Below are 19,535 nucleotides of genomic sequence, written 5' to 3' on the forward strand. Positions count from 1 at the left end.
TTATGAATACACATATAAATGGTATTAGTAAAAAAGGTAAAGTTCTTATATATGGTTATATGCTCCTTACCATTTTAATTTCCATTTTCCCTATTGCGTGGATATTTTTATCATCATTAAAAGCAGATCCTATGAAAAATCCAGGTATTAGTTTACCAACTGACTTTACTCTTGATGGTTATATAAATGTTTTTACAAAACTTCATGTTTTCACTTACTTTTGGAATAGCTTTAAAGTAGTGTCTATATCAGTTATTATTAGCATTGTTATGATTTCCATGTCTTCATATGTTATTGCTAGGATGGAATTTAGAGGGAAGAAGTTAGTGACTTCTATGCTGTATTCTACTCTATTTATTCCAGCAACAGCTATGACTTTTCCAGTTTATAGATTAGTAAATGCGTTGGGGATCTATAATACCCCAGTTGCTCTAATTCTAGTCTACTCTTGTAGTGGAATTGCTATGAGTTTCTTCATTATAAAGAACTATTTTGAAATTATTCCAAAAGAATTGGAGGAGGCGGCAGAGATTGATGGTGCGACATATGCTCAAACTTTTTGGAAAGTGATGTTGCCAATTGCTAGACCTGGAATTTTAACAGCAGCAGTACTTGCCTTTATTAATAACTGGAATGAATATTATTGGGCATCTATGTTGGTGATTGATAAAAATGAATTAACAGTACCAGCATTACTAGGTCAATTTACTACAAGTTTTAATACTAATTATAATGGTCTCTTTTCAGCGATTGTTGTAATCGTATTACCACCAATCATTCTATTTGCATTTACAAGTAAATACTTTATTGAAGCTTTAGGAGGAGGAGCAGTAAAAGGATGAAACATACACTTGAAACTATCAATAGTAGAACTCAGTGGTTTAGAGAAGCAAGATTTGGGATGTTCATTCATTGGGGTTTATATTCTATTCCAGGAAAAGGAGAATGGATTCGTAGTCATCAGAAATTATCTATTGAAGATTATGAACCATATTTTCGAGCTTTTGATCCTAAGGAATATAACCCTAGAGAATGGGCTAAACAAGCAAAAGCTGCAGGGATGAAATATATGGTTTTAACAGCTAAACATCATGATGGATTTTGTTTGTTTGATTCAAAATTTACAGATTATAAATCAACAAATACACCTGCAGGTAGAGATTTAGTTAAAGAATTTGTAGATGCCGTTCGAGCTGAAGGTTTAAAAGTAGGGTTATATTTTAGTTTGATTGACTGGTATCATCCTGATTTTCCTAAATATGCTGATCTAAATCATCCAATGAGAGGAAATGAAGCCTATCGAGATGAGAAAATTAACTTTGACCGTTATTTGGAGTATTTGCACAATCAAGTTAAAGAAATTGTAACTGGTTATGGTCAGATTGACATATTATGGTTTGATTATTCTTATGAAGACATGGTAGGTGAAAAATGGGGAGCTTCAAAATTAATAGACATGGTTCGTCATTATCAGCCAAACGTTATCGTAGATAATAGATTAGAAACATCAGGTGAAGGATTCGGAAGTATTGTTACAGATGAAATTACCTCTTATGCTGGAGATTTTGTTAGTCCAGAGCAAATTGTTCCTCACGAAGGTATTCGAAACTTTAAAGGTGAGCCTGTTCCTTGGGAACTTTGTCTAACTATGAATAACAATTGGGCTTATAATCCTACTGATTATCTATATAAGTCTAGTCAAACTTTGATAAGAAAGTTAGTTGAATGTGTTAGTAAAAACGGGAATATGATTCTTAATGTAGGCCCAGATGCTTTGGGAAGAATTAATGATCCAAGTAAGAAAATATTAGATGATTTTCATCAATGGATGTCTCGAAATGGTGAGGCAATTTATGGATGTAGTGGAGATGAAAATTTACCAAAACCAGATTGGGGATACTATACTCGTAACGGAAATACGGTTTATGCTCATGTATTTGAACAACCTATAGGTCCGTTAGCTCTTCTTGGTATTAGTAAAGAAAACGTAAAAAGAATGAGCTTTCTTCATGATGGAAGTGAGGTGAAAATTTCAGAAAGCTGGACGACCAATGCCTATAAAGGAATTTGTTTTGCACAGTTTGGAGAAGTTCCTCATTTTACCTATCCATTACCAGACTTGATTGATAGCGTAATAAAAATTGAGTTGAGAGAGTAGTTTATATGAAAATTGAAAATAAAAATGTAAGACGTAATTTCTTTTGGGTAGATGGTCGATTTTATACTACTGATATCGTAAACAAACGGGCAGGAGTAATGATAAAAAATGTTTCGAAAGAGGAATTTACCATTACATTGGAGAATGGTATAAAACTTTCTTCAAATCATTTTTCAGCAATCGTTAGGGAAGAGGGAGATAAGCGGATTGAGGTTTCTTTTGTTTATCCTTCCATTCGTTTACGTTTAATCTTTGAATCGAGGGATGATGTTCTTTCGAAACAATTAGTTTTAGAATCTTCTACTGAAGTTATTAAATCTGTAGAGGTAGAGAGTTTTGAGTTTGAAACAGAAGACCATATTTTCTATCCTAAAAGACAAGATTGTATTAAGGAAATGGCAAATTTTTCCGGTTATTATGTAGAATTGGGACAACCTGTTTATGCTAATTCTTTATTCTTAGGAATGGAATTTCCCATGTCTGAAAACAAGGTAGATTGTAGACATTATGTATCAAGGTATTACTTAGGAACGGTTATTAATCAAGAGAAAATTTTGTGGCCTTGTATTGTTGGGGGAGCAGGTTCCTATAAAAAAGAAGAGATTCAAGAGGCATTTTTTGAATATGTGGAAGGAATAGCTCAACCTAGTTATTTCCGTAAACAGTATAATTCCTGGTATGACCATATGACCGACATTACAGAAGCAGGTATTCTAAAAAGTTTTTCTGAGATTAGAGATGGATTTGAAAATCATGGAGTCCATTTAGATGCTTATGTTGTTGATGATGGTTGGACAAACTATCAATCAGTTTGGGAATTCAATCATAAATTCCCAAATGGTTTGAGAAATATTAAACATCTTGTAAATGGATTTGGTTCAAGCCTAGGATTATGGATTGGTCCCAGAGGTGGTTATAATGGGACGGAAATCATTATGAGTGATTGGTTGGAAGCACATCCAGAGTTAAGGATTGGCTCTAAAAATTATACTTCAAATGATGTAAACGTCGCTGATTTTAACTATCTCAATCAAATGAAGAAAAAGATGTTGGAATATCAAAAAGAATTCGATATCAGCTATTGGAAAATTGATGGCTGGTTACTTCAACCTGACAAACCTGATAAGAGTGGGTCGCATGGTATGTATACCATGACAGCGGTTTATGAGTTCTTAATTCAACTGTTGATAGATCTAAGAAAGGAGCGAGGAGGAAAAGATTGTTGGTTAAACTTGACTTCTTATGTAAATCCTAGTCCATGGTTTTTACAGTGGGTCAATAGTTTATGGATTCAAATATCTCAAGATGTAGGGTTTACAGAGAATGCAGGTAATGATATCAATCGTATGATTACTTACCGAGATAGTCAGTATCAAGAATTTTTGGAAAAACGTGAGATACAGTTACCTATGTGGTCGCTTTATAATCATGAACCAATCTATGCTGTCAGTGCAAATACCTGGTACATGGATCATCAAATGTTTGCATCAATACCAGATTTTGAAGCTTATCTATTATTTATTTCAACAAGAGGGAACGCTTTTTGGGAGTTTCACTATTCTTTTGATATGTTTGATGAAGAACGCTGGAAAGCCAATGCTCGTGCCGTCAAATGGATAGAGGAGAATTATCAAACACTAAAATATAGTAAAAAAATAGGAGGAAGTCCTGAAAAATTTGAAATTTATGGTTATAAGTGTCACAATCAGAAGACTTCTACTGAAATTCTCTCTCTGAGAAATCCTGCTCAGATTAAACAAAAAATAAAAATAGAGAATCTTTCGATAGAGAATTTTACCAGAGTAATTGGAGATTTTACTATTCAAGAAGATGAGATAGAATTGGCACCGTACTCTATCGTGATACTGAAGAAGTAAAGAAAAAATTGTGAGGTAGAGATGACGATTTATATTAATAAGGACGAGACCGTTTTTCATTTGGAAATGAAAGATAGTAGTTATATTTTTAGAATTTTAGAAAATGGGGAACTTCAACATCTATATTTTGGGAAAAAGATTCATGTCAAGGAAAATTATAACCAATTGATGGCCTATGAAAAAAGAGGATTTGAAGTATCTTTTTCTGAAGAATTTGAGGATATTCAACAGTCTATGATACAAAATGAATATTCTTCATACGGGAAAGGAGATTTTCGGCATCCAGCCTTTCAAGTTCAAGGAATGAATGGTAGTAGGATAACGACACTAAAATATCAAGGTTTTGAACTTGAAAAAGGGAAAAATCGTCTTAACTCTCTACCTTCAACATTTGATGATATTGGTCAGTGTGCGGAAACATTAACGATTATTTTAACAGATTCCATATTAGATTTAACTGTTAGACTAAATTACACAATTTTTCCGGAATACAATGTCTTAGTTAGAAATACGGAATTTTTAAATAATAGCAATAATAAGTTGACTCTTTTGAAAGCAATGAGCTTACAGCTAGATCTACCTGATAGTCAATATGACTTTATTCAATTTTCTGGAGCATGGCTGAGGGAACGTCAGTTATATAGAACTTCGCTTAGACCAGGTATTCAAGCAATAGATAGCTTGAGATACTCATCAAGTCCTCAGCAAAATCCTTTCTTTATGCTATCAAGGAGGGAAACTACCGAGCATAGTGGTGAGGTTTATGGTTTTAACTTTATCTATTCTGGAAATTTTCAAAATATGATTGAAGTTGACCATTTTGACACAGCTAGAGTAACGGTAGGAATAAATCCAGTAGAATTTCGTTTTTTATTAAATCCTGCCGAAAGTTTTGTGACACCAGAAGCAATTGTGACCTATTCTGATCAAGGGATGAATCAGATGAGCCAACAACTATCAGATTTTTATCGACATCATTTAGTTAATCCTAATTTTTCTCAAGCTAGTCGTCCTATAATACTCAATAGTTGGGAAACATTTTATTTTGACTTGAGTACAGAAAAAATTTTAGATTTAGCAAAGGCTGCTAAAGATTTAGGGATAGAATTATTTGTACTGGATGATGGTTGGTTTGGTCATAGGAAAGATGACAAAAGTTCTCTGGGTGACTGGGTAACAGATAGAAGTCGCCTTCCTGAAGGTATTGGATTTCTTGCAGATGAAATTCACAAAATAGGTTTACAATTTGGTTTGTGGTTTGAGCCTGAAATGATTTCTATTGATAGTGATTTGTACAAGAATCATGCCGATTGGACTATCCATTTGTTAGACAGAGAGAAGTCAGTAGGAAGAAATCAATATGTGTTGGATTTGACGAGACAGGAAGTTGTTGATTACCTTTTTGATTCTATTTCTAAAATCATAATCGAAACAAATCTGGATTATATCAAATGGGATATGAATCGTCATATAACAGATATTTATAGTATTGAACTTGATTCTGAACAGCAGATGGAATTTGGTCATCGATATATCTTAGGTCTTTATCAGTTGTTAGATCGTTTAATAACTAAGTTCCCTTCAGTTCTATTTGAATCTTGTTCTTCAGGTGGTGGACGTTTTGATTTAGGACTTATGTATTATGCACCGCAAGCGTGGACGAGTGATGATACGGACCCGATAGAAAGATTGAAAATTCAGCATGGAACTTCTTATGGATATTCTCCATCAATGATGACAGCCCATGTTTCTATTTCTCCAAATGAACAAAGTGGAAGACAAACGAGTTTGGACACTAGGACAAATGTAGCTTATTTTAGTTCTTTCGGTTATGAATTAGATGTTACGAGATTGTCGGTAGAAGAAAAAGAACAAGTGAGAGAACAAATTCAGTTTTATAAAAAATATCGTTCATTGTTTCAATATGGGGATTTTTATAGGATAAACAGTCCTTTTAGTTGTGATTCTGCTAGTTGGCAAGTTGTTTCAAAGAATAAATGCCAGTCGATTTTACTGTATGCTCAATTGAATAGTAAGTTGAACCCAGGTTATACAAGAGTTTATTTTAGTGGTTTAGATAAAGATAAATGCTATTCCGTCTCTGGATTTGATGAGTTCTTTTATGGAGATGAATTAATGAATGCTGGAATAAAATTCAGTTTAAGTAATTTAGCACTATGTGTTCCAGAATATCTTACAAAATTATTTGTTATTGAGGAAGTTGTATGTAAATAATGAGGAAATAAAAATGGAAAATAAAAAAATAGCAAAACAGATTTTAATAGCTACGGCTGTTTTAACAAGTTTTTTAGGAAGTAAATTGGTTTATGCAGATGTAGTCCAAAGTAATTCTAATGACAGAGCTAGTACTGAAACTGCTAGAGTAACAGTGAATAACTTAAGAAAACCAATTACTAAAGATCAAGAAACTGATACGGAGATGACATATCTTTCAGATATGGATTGGTCTTCTGCAACTCATGGTGATGTAGATAAAACAAAAACAGTACAAAAAGATGCTCCATTTACAACAGGAAATAAAGGAGAACATACTAAAATTTCATTGCTTACTTCTGACAATAAAGTTAAGTATTTTGATAAAGGAATAGGGACAGTCGCAGATTCTCCGTCTGTAATCAGCTATGATATTAGTGGTCAAGGATTTGAAAAATTTGAAACTTATATAGGAATTGATCAAAGTGCTAATAGTTCTAGAGCAGACCACGCAGTAGTGGATAAAATAGAAATAGAAATAGATGGAGAAGTAGTTTATTCCAGTAATGTAACTAATCCAGATGGATTCAGATATAATACCCAGGCACAATTTATTAGTGTGACAATTCCACAAAACGCTAAAAAAATATCCTTAAAATCATTCTCAGGAGAACATACATGGGGTGATGAAGTTGTATTTGCTGATGCTAAACTTATTAAAACTGTTAGTACTCAAACTATAACTCCAGATCTTCTTAATAAAGGAATTAATGGAGGAGTATATCTTTCTGATTTAGAATGGGTTGATGCTACTCATGGTGATGACGATAAATCAAAAACAGTTCAGAAAGATAAACCGTTTACACCTGGTAATAACGGTGCAAATAATAAAATAAAATTATTAATTGACGGGAAGGAAATAGAATTTAATAAAGGATTGGGAACTGTAGCAAGTAACCCGTCTAGTATAAAATATGATGTTTCGGGTGCTAATGTTACAAGATTTATTTCCTATGTCGGAATTGATAGGAGCGCCAATCATTTAAATTCAGATTACGCAGATATTCAAAAGTTTGAAGTTGTTGCGGATGGTAAAGTCATTTACTCATCAGATTCAAAATATCCGAAAGGAATTAAGTATGATACATCGGCATTTCTGGTTGATGTTGAAATTCCAAAAGATACACAGACGATAGAACTTAAATCATATTCAGGAAAACATACATGGGCTGACGAATTGGTTTTAGGTGGAGCCATGTTTATGGCAAATGGTAAATTTAAGAATCCTAATGATTGGTCAGAAGTTGATAAACGTCGTGAAATTAATAATGAACATCCGTTACTTATGATGCCTTTATATGCTAACGGAGAAGAGTTTAACCAAGGGAAATATACTTTTTGGGGAGGAGATACATTAACAGGGAAGTGGGAGAATATACCAGATGACTTAAAACCATATACTGTTATACAGTTACATCCAGATGATCTTCCTAAAAGAGATGGAGCTGCTAGAGATTTTTATGAACATATGTTAGAAGAAGCAGCGAAATATGTAAATCCTAAGACTGGAAAAAATGAACCAATTCCAGTTATTCTGACGGTTTACACTGCTGGTAATATGCCTTATTATACTTCGGCACATTGGTTAAGTACCAGCTGGATTGATAAAATGTATCAAAAATATCCAAATTTGCATGGTATTTTCAGTACAGAGAATTATTGGATTTGGGCAAATGATATTGAAAATAAGGCGGCAGATTACTTAAAAGTATCAGCTAAAAATGGAGGATATTTTATATGGGCTGAACAAAATAATGGTTCTGCAATAGAAAAAGCATTTGGAAAAAACGGTAAGATAGCATTTCAGAAATCTGTTGATAAGTACTGGAAGAACCTTATTTTCATGTTCAAAAATACACCTGCTGCCGAGGGAAATGATTCAACTACAGAAAGTTATATGAAGGGACTTTGGCTATCAAATCATACTTATCAATGGGGTGGTTTGATGGATACTTGGAAGTGGTATGAGACAGGTAAATGGAAACTGTTTGCAACTGGTAATATCGGAAAAAGTCAAGGAGATAGACAATGGTTGACTGAACCAGAGTCTATGCTAGGAGAAGAGGCTTTAGGGGTTTACCTTAATGGAGGTGTAGTTTATAATTTTGAACATCCAGCTTATACCTATGGTGTAAATAATAAAGAAAGCTTACTCTTTAGCGAAGTAATAAAAGAATTTTTTAGATATGTAATAGCACATCCAGCACCATCTAAAGAAAAGGTACTTGAGGATACAAAAGTATTCATACATGGAGACTATTCAAATAAAGGAAATGGTAAGTTCTTTGTAAACGTAAATACTGATAGAGAACAAACTCCATTATACATGACTGGTCGTTATAATGTTATTCCAGCTATTCCAGGTATTTTAAAAACAGATAAATTGAAAGAGTCTGTTTCTGGTAATCGTATTCAGATTAAGGAGATCACTTCCCCAGAATTTAGCTCTACTCAGGCTAGAAAAGAATACTTGAATAAGCTGTATCCTACGAATTATGAAGGAGATATCTTTGCTCAGAAATTAGATAATAGATGGTTTGTCTATAATTATAAGGTAAATGAGAATGTTAAACAGACTGGAAAATTAAAATTTAATTCTTTGGAAATGGATGTTGAATTTGAGCCTCATACTTATGGTATTTTTGAGAAAATAAATAATGGCTTGAAAGTGAATTTAAATAATTTTAGAACAAATAAAGATTCACTTTGGTCTAATGCTCAAGATGCAAATCAGGCAAGGAAACTACCACAATTGACCAAAAAAGGTGCGATTAAGTGGATTGATGAACATTATATCAAAGATACTCAGTTTGGAGAGAAAAGGGTTACAAAGATAGTATTAAGAGGTATAGATAAACTTCCTACTATTCATTCATTAACAGGAACAAATAATTCCTATGATCAGCCATCTCTCAATTTTGATCAGGAAAATCATACAGTTACTATTACCATTAACAGTAACGGAAATCTTGAATTCGAACTTCATTTTTAGAAAGGAGTGAGTTTATGTCTCAAGATGAAAAATTAATTCGTGAACAGATTTGTGATGTTTGTCATAAGATGTGGCAACTTGGTTGGGTTGCTGCAAACGATGGGAATGTATCTGTTCGATTAGATGAGGATATCATTATTGCAACTCCTACTGGCATCAGCAAAAGTTTCATTACTCCAGAAAAGCTGGTGAAGTTAAATCTCAAAGGAGAGATTTTAGAAGCAGAAGGTAATTACCGCCCTTCTAGTGAAATTAAAATGCATATTCGTTGTTACGAAGAACGTGAGGATGTCCGTGCGGTTGTTCACGCGCATCCACCGATTGCAACAGGATTTGCTCTTGCACATATTCCTTTAGATACTTATTCACTAATTGAGAGCGCGATTGTGGTTGGGGCAATTCCTATAACTCCATTTGGAGTTCCGTCTACAATGGAAGTGCCAGAAGCAATTACACCTTATCTACCAGATCATGATGTCATGCTATTAGAAAATCATGGAGCTCTGACTGTCGGAAGCGATGTCATTACAGCATACTACCGTATGGAAACTTTAGAATTAGTAGCAAAAACAACCTTCCACGGAAGAATGTTACTGTCTACAAAAGGTATTGAAGAACAAGAAATTGCTCGTCCGACTTTAGAACGTCTATTCTCAATGCGAGAAAATTATAAGGTTACAGGTCGTCACCCAGGCTACCGTAAATATAATGGCGATGGTAGTATAAAAGAAACAGAAAAATAAGAGGAAAGTATTATGATTCAACATCCACGTATTGGTATTCGTCCGACTATTGATGGTCGTCGTCAAGGTGTACGCGAATCACTTGAAGTGCAAACAATGAACATGGCTAAAAGTGTGGCAGATCTTATTTCAAGTACATTGAAATATCCAGATGGAGAACCTGTGGAATGCGTGATTTCTCCATCTACTATTGGTCGTGTTCCAGAGGCTGCAGCTTCACATGAATTGTTCAAAAAATCAAATGTTTGTGCAACAATTACAGTCACACCATGCTGGTGTTATGGTAGTGAAACTATGGATATGTCTCCAGATATTCCTCATGCTATTTGGGGATTTAATGGGACAGAACGTCCAGGGGCTGTCTATCTTGCAGCTGTTCTAGCTTCACATGCTCAAAAAGGTATTCCAGCGTTTGGGATTTATGGAAGAGATGTTCAGGAAGCTAATGATACAGATATTCCAGGAGATGTCAAAGAAAAACTTTTACGTTATGCGCGTGCAGCTCTTGCAACTGGCTTGATGCGAGACACTGCTTACCTATCAATGGGTAGTGTATCAATGGGGATTGGTGGTTCTATTGTGAATCCAGATTTCTTCCAAGAATACTTAGGAATGCGAAATGAATCGGTAGATATGACGGAGTTCACGCGCCGTATTGACCGTGGTATTTATGACCCTGAAGAGTTTGAACGTGCTATGGTTTGGGTAAAAGAACATATCAAAGAAGGAGTTGACCGAAATCGTGAAGATTTGATTCTTTCTAAAGAAGAAAAAGAAAAACAATGGGAATTTGTTGTAAAAATGTTCATGATTGGTCGAGATCTTATGCAGGGAAATCCTCGTTTAGCAGAGCTTGGTTTTGAGGAAGAAGCAGTTGGTCACCATGCTTTAGTAGCTGGTTTCCAAGGTCAACGCCAGTGGACAGACCATTTCCCCAATGGGGACTTTATGGAAACTTTCCTCAATACTCAGTTTGACTGGAATGGTATTCGAAAACCATTTGTATTTGCGACAGAGAATGATTCACTAAATGGTGTGTCTATGCTCTTTAATTATCTATTAACAAATACTCCACAAATCTTTGCTGATGTGCGTACTTATTGGAGTCCAGAGGCTGTTAAACGTGTAACAGGGCATACTCTAGAAGGTAATGCCGCAGATGGTTTCTTACATTTGATTAACTCTGGCTCTTGTACATTAGATGGTACAGGTCAAGCTACTCGAGATGGCAAACCTGTTATGAAACCATTCTGGGAGTTGGATGAAAGTGAAGTGCAGGCTATGCTTGAAAATACAGACTTCCCACCAGCAAACCGCGAATACTTCCGTGGAGGAGGATTCTCAACTCGTTTCTTGACGAAGGGGGATATGCCAGTAACAATGGTACGTCTCAATCTTCTAAAAGGGGTTGGTCCAGTGCTACAAATTGCAGAAGGTTACACACTTGAACTTCCTGAAGATGTTCACCATACTTTAGATAATCGTACAGATCCAGGATGGCCAACTACTTGGTTTGCTCCACGTTTGACAGGAAAAGGTGCTTTCAAGTCTGTCTATGACGTCATGAATAATTGGGGAGCTAATCACGGAGCCATAACATATGGACACATTGGAGCAGACTTGATTACCTTGGCTTCTATGTTGAGAATTCCTGTCAATATGCATAATGTACCTGAGGAAGATATCTTTAGACCTAAAAATTGGTCCTTATTTGGAACAGAGGATCTAGAATCAGCAGACTATCGTGCATGTCAGTTGTTGGGACCACTACATAAATAAAACTTGCTTATATAGGAGGTGAGCTTGCGTCCCTCCTATCCTTTTAAAAAGATTTGTTAAATAATTCACAAATAATTGAAAACGAATACAAAAAGTAATATAATGATGTTGAATAGATAGCGCAAAGGCGCAGGAGGAAAATTATATGGCTACATTTTATGTTCCGGCAGTCAACCTTATTGGTAAAGGTGTTGTAAATGAAGTGGGTCCTTATATCAAGGAACTTGGCTATAAAAAGGCGCTTTTGGTGACAGACAAGTTCATTGAAGGCAGTGATATTTTACCTAAGGTTTTAAAACCACTGGATACAGAAGGAATCGAATATGTCATCTTTAGCGATGTAGAGCCAAACCCTACTTGTAAGAATGTCACAGATGGGGTAGCTGCTTTGGAAGAACATGGATGTGATTTTATCATCAGTCTTGGTGGGGGTTCTCCACAGGATGCAGCTAGTTGTATCTCTATCATGGCTACAAATGGTGGAAAACCACAGGATTATGAAGGGCTTCATAAGTCTGCTAAAAAAGGCTTGCCAGTTGTGGCAATCAATACTACTGCAGGTACATCAGCAGAAATTACCATTAACTATGTGATTACCGACGAAGAACGCAAGGTTAAGATGGTAATGGTTGACAAGAATAGCCTTGCCCTTATCTCTGTTAATGACCCTGAATTGATGCTTTCCAAACCTAAAGGCTTGACTGCAGCTACTGGTATGGATGCTCTGACTCACGCTGTTGAAGCTTTGGTAACACCTGGTGCTTATGATGTGACCAAGAAATTATCTATCGGAGCAATTGAGCTTATCAAAGAATATCTTCCTCGTGCCGTAGCAAATGGACACGATATTGAAGCGCGTGAAGGTATGGTCAATGCCATCTTCCTTGGTGGTATGAGCTTTAATAATGCTGGTCTTGGCTATGTTCACTCAATGGCTCACCAACTCGGCGCAGTATATAATTTGCCACACGGTGTTTGCTGTGCCATGTTGCTACCAGTTATAGAACGTGAAAATGCTAAACGTGTACCAGAAGCTTTCCGCAATGTTGCTAAAGCCTTGGGACTTCATGTAGAAGGTAAATCAGATGAAGAGTGTGCCGATTACGCAATTGCTGAGATTGAGAAGCTTTCTGAGACAGTAGGTATTCCTAAGAAATTAACTGAACTTGGTATTGAAGAAAAAGATTTCGACTTTGAATACCTTTCTAAGAATGCCTTGATTGATGCCTGCGCACCAGGAAATCCATTTATGCCAACCTTAGAAGAAACGATTGCCTTTTATAAAGAGTTGTTTTAGCAAGAGATTAGACGACAATGTGACAATTCACCTCTAATTATTGACATTTCAGGAAAAATCGCAGTAAAAACTGCACAGCCTTCTTTAAATGTGCTATAATACAGGAAAAAATAATGATGGAGGTCGTCGCGATGATAACAACATTTTTGATGATTTTTGTAGTGGTTTGTGTGCTCCTATTGCTGATAGTTACACTGAGTACAATTTATGTGGTTCGTCAGCAGTCGGTGGCGATTATTGAACGCTTTGGGAAATACCAAAAGGTTGCCAATAGCGGTATTCATATTCGATTGCCTTTTGGGATTGACTCGATTGCAGCGCGGATTCAGTTGCGCTTATTGCAAAGTGATATTGTGGTTGAGACTAAGACCAAGGACAATGTGTTTGTTATGATGAATGTGGCGACTCAGTACCGTGTCAATGAGCAGAGCGTGACAGATGCCTACTATAAACTCATGCGTCCAGAATCTCAGATTAAATCTTATATCGAAGACGCCCTTCGCTCTTCTGTTCCAAAATTAACTTTGGATGAATTATTTGAGAAAAAAGATGAGATTGCCCTTGAAGTCCAACACCAAGTAGCAGAAGAAATGACTACTTATGGTTATATTATCGTGAAAACCTTGATAACCAAGGTTGAACCAGATGCAGAAGTTAAGCAATCCATGAATGAAATCAATGCGGCGCAACGCAAGCGGGTCGCAGCGCAAGAATTGGCGGAAGCTGACAAGATTAAAATTGTCACTGCAGCTGAAGCCGAAGCAGAAAAGGATCGCCTTCATGGTGTGGGGATTGCCCAACAACGTAAGGCGATTGTGGATGGGTTGGCAGAGTCTATCACCGAACTCAAGGAAGCTAATGTTGGCATGACAGAAGAGCAAATCATGTCCATCCTCTTGACCAACCAGTATTTGGACACCTTGAATACCTTTGCTTCTAAAGGAAATCAAACTATCTTTTTACCAAATACGCCAAATGGTGTGGATGATATCCGTACACAAATCTTGTCAGCCCTCCGTGCTGAGAAGAAATAATAGATTAAAGAGCTTGGTAACAGGCTCTTTTTACATTACTTTTGTTAAGAAAAGCAAAGAACATTGATATACATTTAACTAAAATTATTGTATGTTGTCCCCCTTAATTTGGAATGATAAGGGAATAACTAGAAAGATTTGTGAATACAAACTATTTCTGATATACTAAATATACAGTAATAATGAATGATAGGATATGGGATGAAAGAATTTCAATTTGAGAGAAAGCAGCGTTTTTCTTTGAGGAAATATACAATAGGAGCTTGTTCGGTCTTGCTAGGAACGAGTTTATTTTTTGCTGGTATGGGTGCTCAATCTGCACAGGCTACCGAAACGACTTCAACACTAATTTCAAGTCATTATTTGGATGAGCAGGATTTATCTGAAAAGCTGAAATCTGAGTTGCAATGGTTTGAAGAAAATAAGATTGAGGTAAAAGAGGGAAAAGAATACTACTTTATCTATCGAAAATTAGCTGCAAGATTACCAGAAACAGGTCTTTTTTCTAATGATGGGATGTTTATCTTGGGAGCAGGATTATTATTGCTTTCCTTCACTTTAATCAAGAGAAAAAGGGGAGCGTCTTACTTCCTTGTGACAGTCTTTGCTGTTGGTGGCTGGGGAGCATCCATCTCTGCTTTCGAAAATCTGGTAGAATTGCAACCAGTCCTTGTTAAAAGGGTAGAAGGTCAGTTTCTACCAAGCCCTGAAAGAGTCCAAGGATACGAATTTACGGGATATTATTTGGTAAGAGATAGTAGTAACAAGGAATTTTCTGTTGATAAGGTAGAGTCGGCAGCATTATCTCAAAAGGAGGACAGGTCAGAACCTCAATCTAAGAAGATTGTACCACAGACTTCATCTCATTTTAGCTCGACTGAAGACCTTGTGCAATCTCCTCAACCATCCTACGCAGTTGAGAAAATTGTTGAAGCTCCTGATGAAGTTGTGTCTATAGGGACTAAGGAAGAAGTTGCAGGAAATCCCCAAGTAGAACAACCGAAAGCAGAAGATAATAGTGATTATAAAACAAGTCCTGAGGAAGGTGTGTTAAATGCCACAGTAGAGAAACCAGAATTGCTAGTCACTACAGAGGAGGTTGCTTTCCAAACGATAGAACAAGAAGATGCAACCTTAGCTAAAGGGCAAACTAAAGTTGTTCAAGAAGGTGTTGTTGGTGAACGCACCATCTATACGGAAGTCACTATCGTTAACGGGGAAAAATCTAGTAAAGTTATAGAAAATATAGTTACAAAAGAGCCGGTGGACAAGGTGGTTGCAGTTGGGACTAAGGAAGAAGTTGCACCAAAATCTGAGGAAGGTAGACCAGTTCAACCTGAAAAAACTCCAATAGTAGAGAATGAAACAGAGACAAAACCAGCTGATGGAATAGGACAACCAAGACCAGGAGCCGAAGCAACACTGGGCGAGAAACAAACACCTGACAAACCCGAAGCCGAGCCGAAGCAACCAGAACCAGCAACCCCAGCCGTGGAATCAGGGGGTGAGGAAAATCAAACTCTTGTCCAACAAGGTACTGAGTCCCAGCCACCATCTAAAGAAACTGCTGAGAGAAAAGATTCTGAGCCAGCAAGCCCAGCCGTGGAATCAGGGGGTGAGGAAAATCAAACTCATGCCCCACAAGGTACTGAGTCTAAGCAACCATCTAAAGAAACTGCTGAGACCAAAGATTCTGAACCAGCAAGCCCAGCCGTGGAATCAGGACGCGAAGAAGATCAATCTCCTGCGGAACAAAAGGGTGAGGAGAACCAGCTGGAGAATCCAGTTGAGGGGGTAAAAGATGTTGGTGAGTCTGCCCCACAAGAAACCCAAAAACAAGCAGAACAAACGCCTTCATCTCCAGAGGTCAAGCCAAGTCAAGGAAACGAACCAGAATCAGCTGTTCAGCCTGACCCCTTAGCTCCTCAAGATCAGTCAGATTCTCAGAAGAAACCAACTGTCTCAAGTCCAGTAACTAAAGAAAAAGTATTGGAATATAATACAACATATAAAGCTTCACCAGCTTTAAATTACAAAGAGCAACGAGTAGAAGTAGCAGGTGAAAATGGTAAGGAAGTGACAACTACTTCTTACAGTTTTGATGAAAGTACTGGGAAAATAGTAGAAAATACTTCAACAAAGATAGAAAAACATCCAGTAGATAGAGTTGTTAAGGTTGGAAATGTAGAAGAAACAACCTCAACAACCAAAAGAGGTGAACAGTTTGTTGCGGATGAGTCACTTGATAAAGGGGTTAAAGTAGTTAGAGAACAAGGTCAAGATGAAGAAACGACAACAATAAAAGTTTACAAAGTAAATGAACAAACAGGAGACTTGACGGAGCCAGATGTAACGACAAAAGTCGCTAAGCCAATGCAAGCGAAAATAACGGCAGTAGGAACAAAACCAACAGTTCAATCACAAGAAATTCCTTTTAAGACAGTTTATAAAGCAGATTCAACGTTGAACTATAATCAAAAAGAAGAAACACCAGGGGAGAATGGTAGCTCAGTATCAACTACAAAATACACAGTAAATCAAGAAACAGGAGCTATCTCAGAAGCAACTACAACAGAAAACACTCCAGCTAAAGACAAAATAGTAAAAGTTGGAAATGTAGAAAAGATAGTGTCACCGATAGAAATCACTGAGTTGAGAAAAGATAACCCTAAACTTCCAAAAGGAAAAGAAGAGGTTGAGGATGCAGGTGAACAAGGGGAAACAACCGTCACTAAAACTTATGAAGTTAATCCGGAGACAGGAGAGTTAACAAATCCAACTGAGAAAACTGAAACAACTAAAGCTATGCGACAAAAAGTAATCTTGGTTGGTACTAAAGAAGAGAAACCTCATTTACTCCCAGAAAATAGCGAGTTAGAAAATGCAGTGGATGTGACGGAAGCTAGTAGAGAAATGAAGTCTGTAGACTTGTTGACAAATGAGAAGTTAAAAGCGCAGTTAGCTCCATCAGATATAGAAATAAATCGAGATTTATTTTTAAAACGAAAAGAATTACAAAAAACTAAGCCGCAGATAAGTGATGATGAAGTAAAAGAAATTCTACGAAAAGAATATCTTGAAAAGTTATCAATTAAGGAAACATTAGAGGAAACTAAAACAGATTTAGAAGCTAGTTTGAAAAAAGTTGCGGCACACACATTAAGTATAATGGGTAATACACAAGAAAATAAAGAAAAAATAGAACAAGATATTGAAGCTAATAAAGAAAAAATATTATTAGGACTATCTTATATAAATAGATTTTATAATATTGATTTTGGAGATACTAATATTCGTGATATTCTAGCTTATAATCCAAGTTCATTTGGTAAGAAAGAGGTTACTTCTCTAGATTGGTTAAAACACCTTGGTTCTATGAGTTATGATGAATTAAGATTAACTAATAGTCCAAAAACATTTGCGAAATACTTTAGTAAAATAACAAATAAGACTACGCTATTAGATTTCTTAGACTACAATAGAATGACATTTACTGATATGGATGGGGATACGTGGTTGAAGAAAGCGACTAAAGCTATCATAGTTGAAAAATCATCGAAAGAAAAACCTGATGAAAAGGTAGACTTATATACAAAATTAACTACTGATCCTAAAAAATATGGGGCTGAAGAACGCAAAATTGAAAGTAGAAGACAACAAAATGTAGCAACATTATTAGGTTTGGTAAATATTAAAGAGCCAAGTGTCTATGTTTTAACTAATATAGCAACGGTAACTTATGGTAATATCGGAACATATATGGATACTTCATTAGAAAAAACAGATAAAGATAAGTATAAAAAAGAATTAGAAAAGGTTAAAGAATTGATGGAATTAGCTGCAACAAGACAGGCTACATACGTTGATACTTTATACAGAATTACAAAAGAAGAAAATCGTTCTAAATTAGTTACAAGTAGAGTGATTGTAGATACGATGAAAAAATATACATCAAATACAAATGCAGATATAACAACTACTTGGTCTGAAGAATTTGGATCAACAGCTGATAAAGGTGTTAAAGATTTTATGACGCCTCTAGGAATGTATTCACCATCTCAAAGAGTAGGAGCAGAGGCAAATGGTGTAGGTGTACGTTACTTTACAGATAGGGTGTTAGACGATAGAGGTGCAGCTACTTATTCTCACGAAATGACCCACTTGTTAGATGGGACAGTGTTATTCAATAATCATGGTCGTCGAGATGGTACAGCTGCGGAGTTTTATGCTCGAGGAATCTTTGAGAATTCTTATACACCAGAAAAAGATACATATTTTAACTTAAACTTTGTTTACGATGAAACTAATAAAAATGGTTTCTACAACAAAACGCCAGATAGATTTAAGACGGATGCAGATTTAAAATCTTATATGCATGGAAGTTTTGATGTACTATATAGTCTAGATTATTTAGAAGCGGAAGCAACAAGGAAGCTTTCAGCAGAAGATAAAACTAAATATTTCAAAAAGATAACACCGATTCCGTCAACGGGGACTAGAACGCCTGTAACATATGCAAATCCAGCAGTTCAAGCTACGCACAACAGTGAAAAAATCTCAGAAATCACTTTAGATGAAGCAAAACAATTAACGGATATTAATAGTCTAATCGATAATAATATTTTAGTTAATCGTTATATTATCAATGGATTCAAAGCAACAGGTAATGTTTCAGCTAATGGATATTATTTAGTAAACATGTTTGATACTATTTTCGGAGTTAGTGAAAATCCTAAAGGTATGAGTGGGGATATTACATTCAGAAAACAAGCCTTTGAACTTATGGGTGCTCTAGGATATTATGAGGGATTTGTACCTTATGTATCAAATCAGTTTAAAGAAGAAGCTGAAGAAGAAGGCAAACCGCTATCTGATAAATATATTTTCGATAACATTTTAGGAAAATCTTACGCAGCTTTCAAAAAAGAGCAAATAACTGAGCGTGTTGAGAAATTAGGTAAGTTAAAACCAATTACTATAAATTACAACGGAAAAGAAGAAGTGATTGATAGTAAAGAAAAATTACAAGAGCTTATGAATAAAGCTGTTTTAGCTGAACTTGCTCAAATAAAAGCAGGCAATACAACTGCTCGCACCTATAGCTTTATCGAAACACCCGTTCAAAAACTGAAAAAAGCGATTTATAAAGCTTATCTCAAAGATTCAGATGACTTTAGACAATCGATTTACAATAGCTAAGACAAAAGGAACATCTCTCTGGAATGAATATTCAGAGGGGTGTTTTTTTGGGATTCCTGTCAGATTTGACCTTGTTTCTTGAAAATGACAGTTTATATGAACATGGAGTGATTTTCAGACTTCTCCACAAATTATAGAATCTTTTCTGAGTATTTAGGGAGTGATGGAGGAAAACTTGAAAG

Annotated in this window: 10 protein-coding genes; all 10 read left to right on the forward strand. The window is 35.9% G+C overall.

Going from position 1 to position 19,535, the window contains the following annotated elements:
• The first annotated feature begins 2 nt into the window (after positions 1–2).
• A complete protein-coding gene (locus DSY56_RS07225; protein ID WP_049522255.1) occupies positions 3–842 on the forward strand; it encodes a carbohydrate ABC transporter permease in 840 nt (279 codons plus the stop codon).
• Positions 839–2,158 (forward strand): alpha-L-fucosidase, encoded by a 1,320-nt coding sequence (locus DSY56_RS07230; RefSeq protein WP_049522237.1) that lies wholly within the window; start codon positions 839–841, stop codon positions 2,156–2,158. The genes DSY56_RS07225 and DSY56_RS07230 overlap by 4 nt, the downstream gene beginning before the upstream one ends.
• A gap of 5 nt (positions 2,159–2,163) precedes the next feature.
• Positions 2,164–4,035, forward strand: coding sequence for an alpha-N-acetylgalactosaminidase (locus tag DSY56_RS07235; RefSeq protein ID WP_112444724.1), 1,872 nt, complete (start codon positions 2,164–2,166; stop codon positions 4,033–4,035).
• Between the two features lie 21 nt (positions 4,036–4,056).
• On the forward strand, positions 4,057–6,270 hold the full coding sequence (locus DSY56_RS07240) for an alpha-galactosidase (RefSeq protein WP_112444726.1): 2,214 nt from the start codon (positions 4,057–4,059) through the stop codon (positions 6,268–6,270).
• Between the two features lie 13 nt (positions 6,271–6,283).
• Positions 6,284–9,301 carry a glycoside hydrolase family 98 domain-containing protein gene (locus DSY56_RS07245; RefSeq protein ID WP_112444728.1) on the forward strand — a complete coding sequence of 1,006 codons (3,018 nt, stop codon included), beginning with the start codon at positions 6,284–6,286 and terminating at the stop codon, positions 9,299–9,301.
• Between the two features lie 14 nt (positions 9,302–9,315).
• Positions 9,316–10,044 (forward strand): class II aldolase/adducin family protein, encoded by a 729-nt coding sequence (locus DSY56_RS07250; RefSeq protein WP_000076086.1) that lies wholly within the window; start codon positions 9,316–9,318, stop codon positions 10,042–10,044.
• A gap of 12 nt (positions 10,045–10,056) precedes the next feature.
• Positions 10,057–11,823: an L-fucose isomerase gene (locus DSY56_RS07255; RefSeq protein WP_112444730.1), complete on the forward strand. Its 1,767-nt coding sequence runs from the start codon at positions 10,057–10,059 to the stop codon at positions 11,821–11,823.
• A 145-nt stretch (positions 11,824–11,968) separates the two neighbouring features.
• Entirely contained in the window at positions 11,969–13,120 is a 1,152-nt protein-coding gene (locus DSY56_RS07260) for an iron-containing alcohol dehydrogenase (RefSeq protein WP_112444732.1), read from the forward strand.
• Positions 13,121–13,269: 149 nt separating this feature from the next.
• The gene (locus DSY56_RS07265) at positions 13,270–14,154 is read left to right on the forward strand and encodes an SPFH domain-containing protein (protein WP_049491234.1); all 885 of its coding nucleotides are present in this window, start codon (positions 13,270–13,272) and stop codon (positions 14,152–14,154) included.
• A 201-nt stretch (positions 14,155–14,355) separates the two neighbouring features.
• Positions 14,356–19,353 carry a ZmpA/ZmpB/ZmpC family metallo-endopeptidase gene (locus DSY56_RS07270; protein WP_112444734.1) on the forward strand — a complete coding sequence of 1,666 codons (4,998 nt, stop codon included), beginning with the start codon at positions 14,356–14,358 and terminating at the stop codon, positions 19,351–19,353.
• Positions 19,354–19,535 lie beyond the last annotated feature (182 nt).

This window comes from Streptococcus sp. 596553 (assembly GCF_900411395.1).
Classification (GTDB): domain Bacteria; phylum Bacillota; class Bacilli; order Lactobacillales; family Streptococcaceae; genus Streptococcus; species Streptococcus mitis_BA.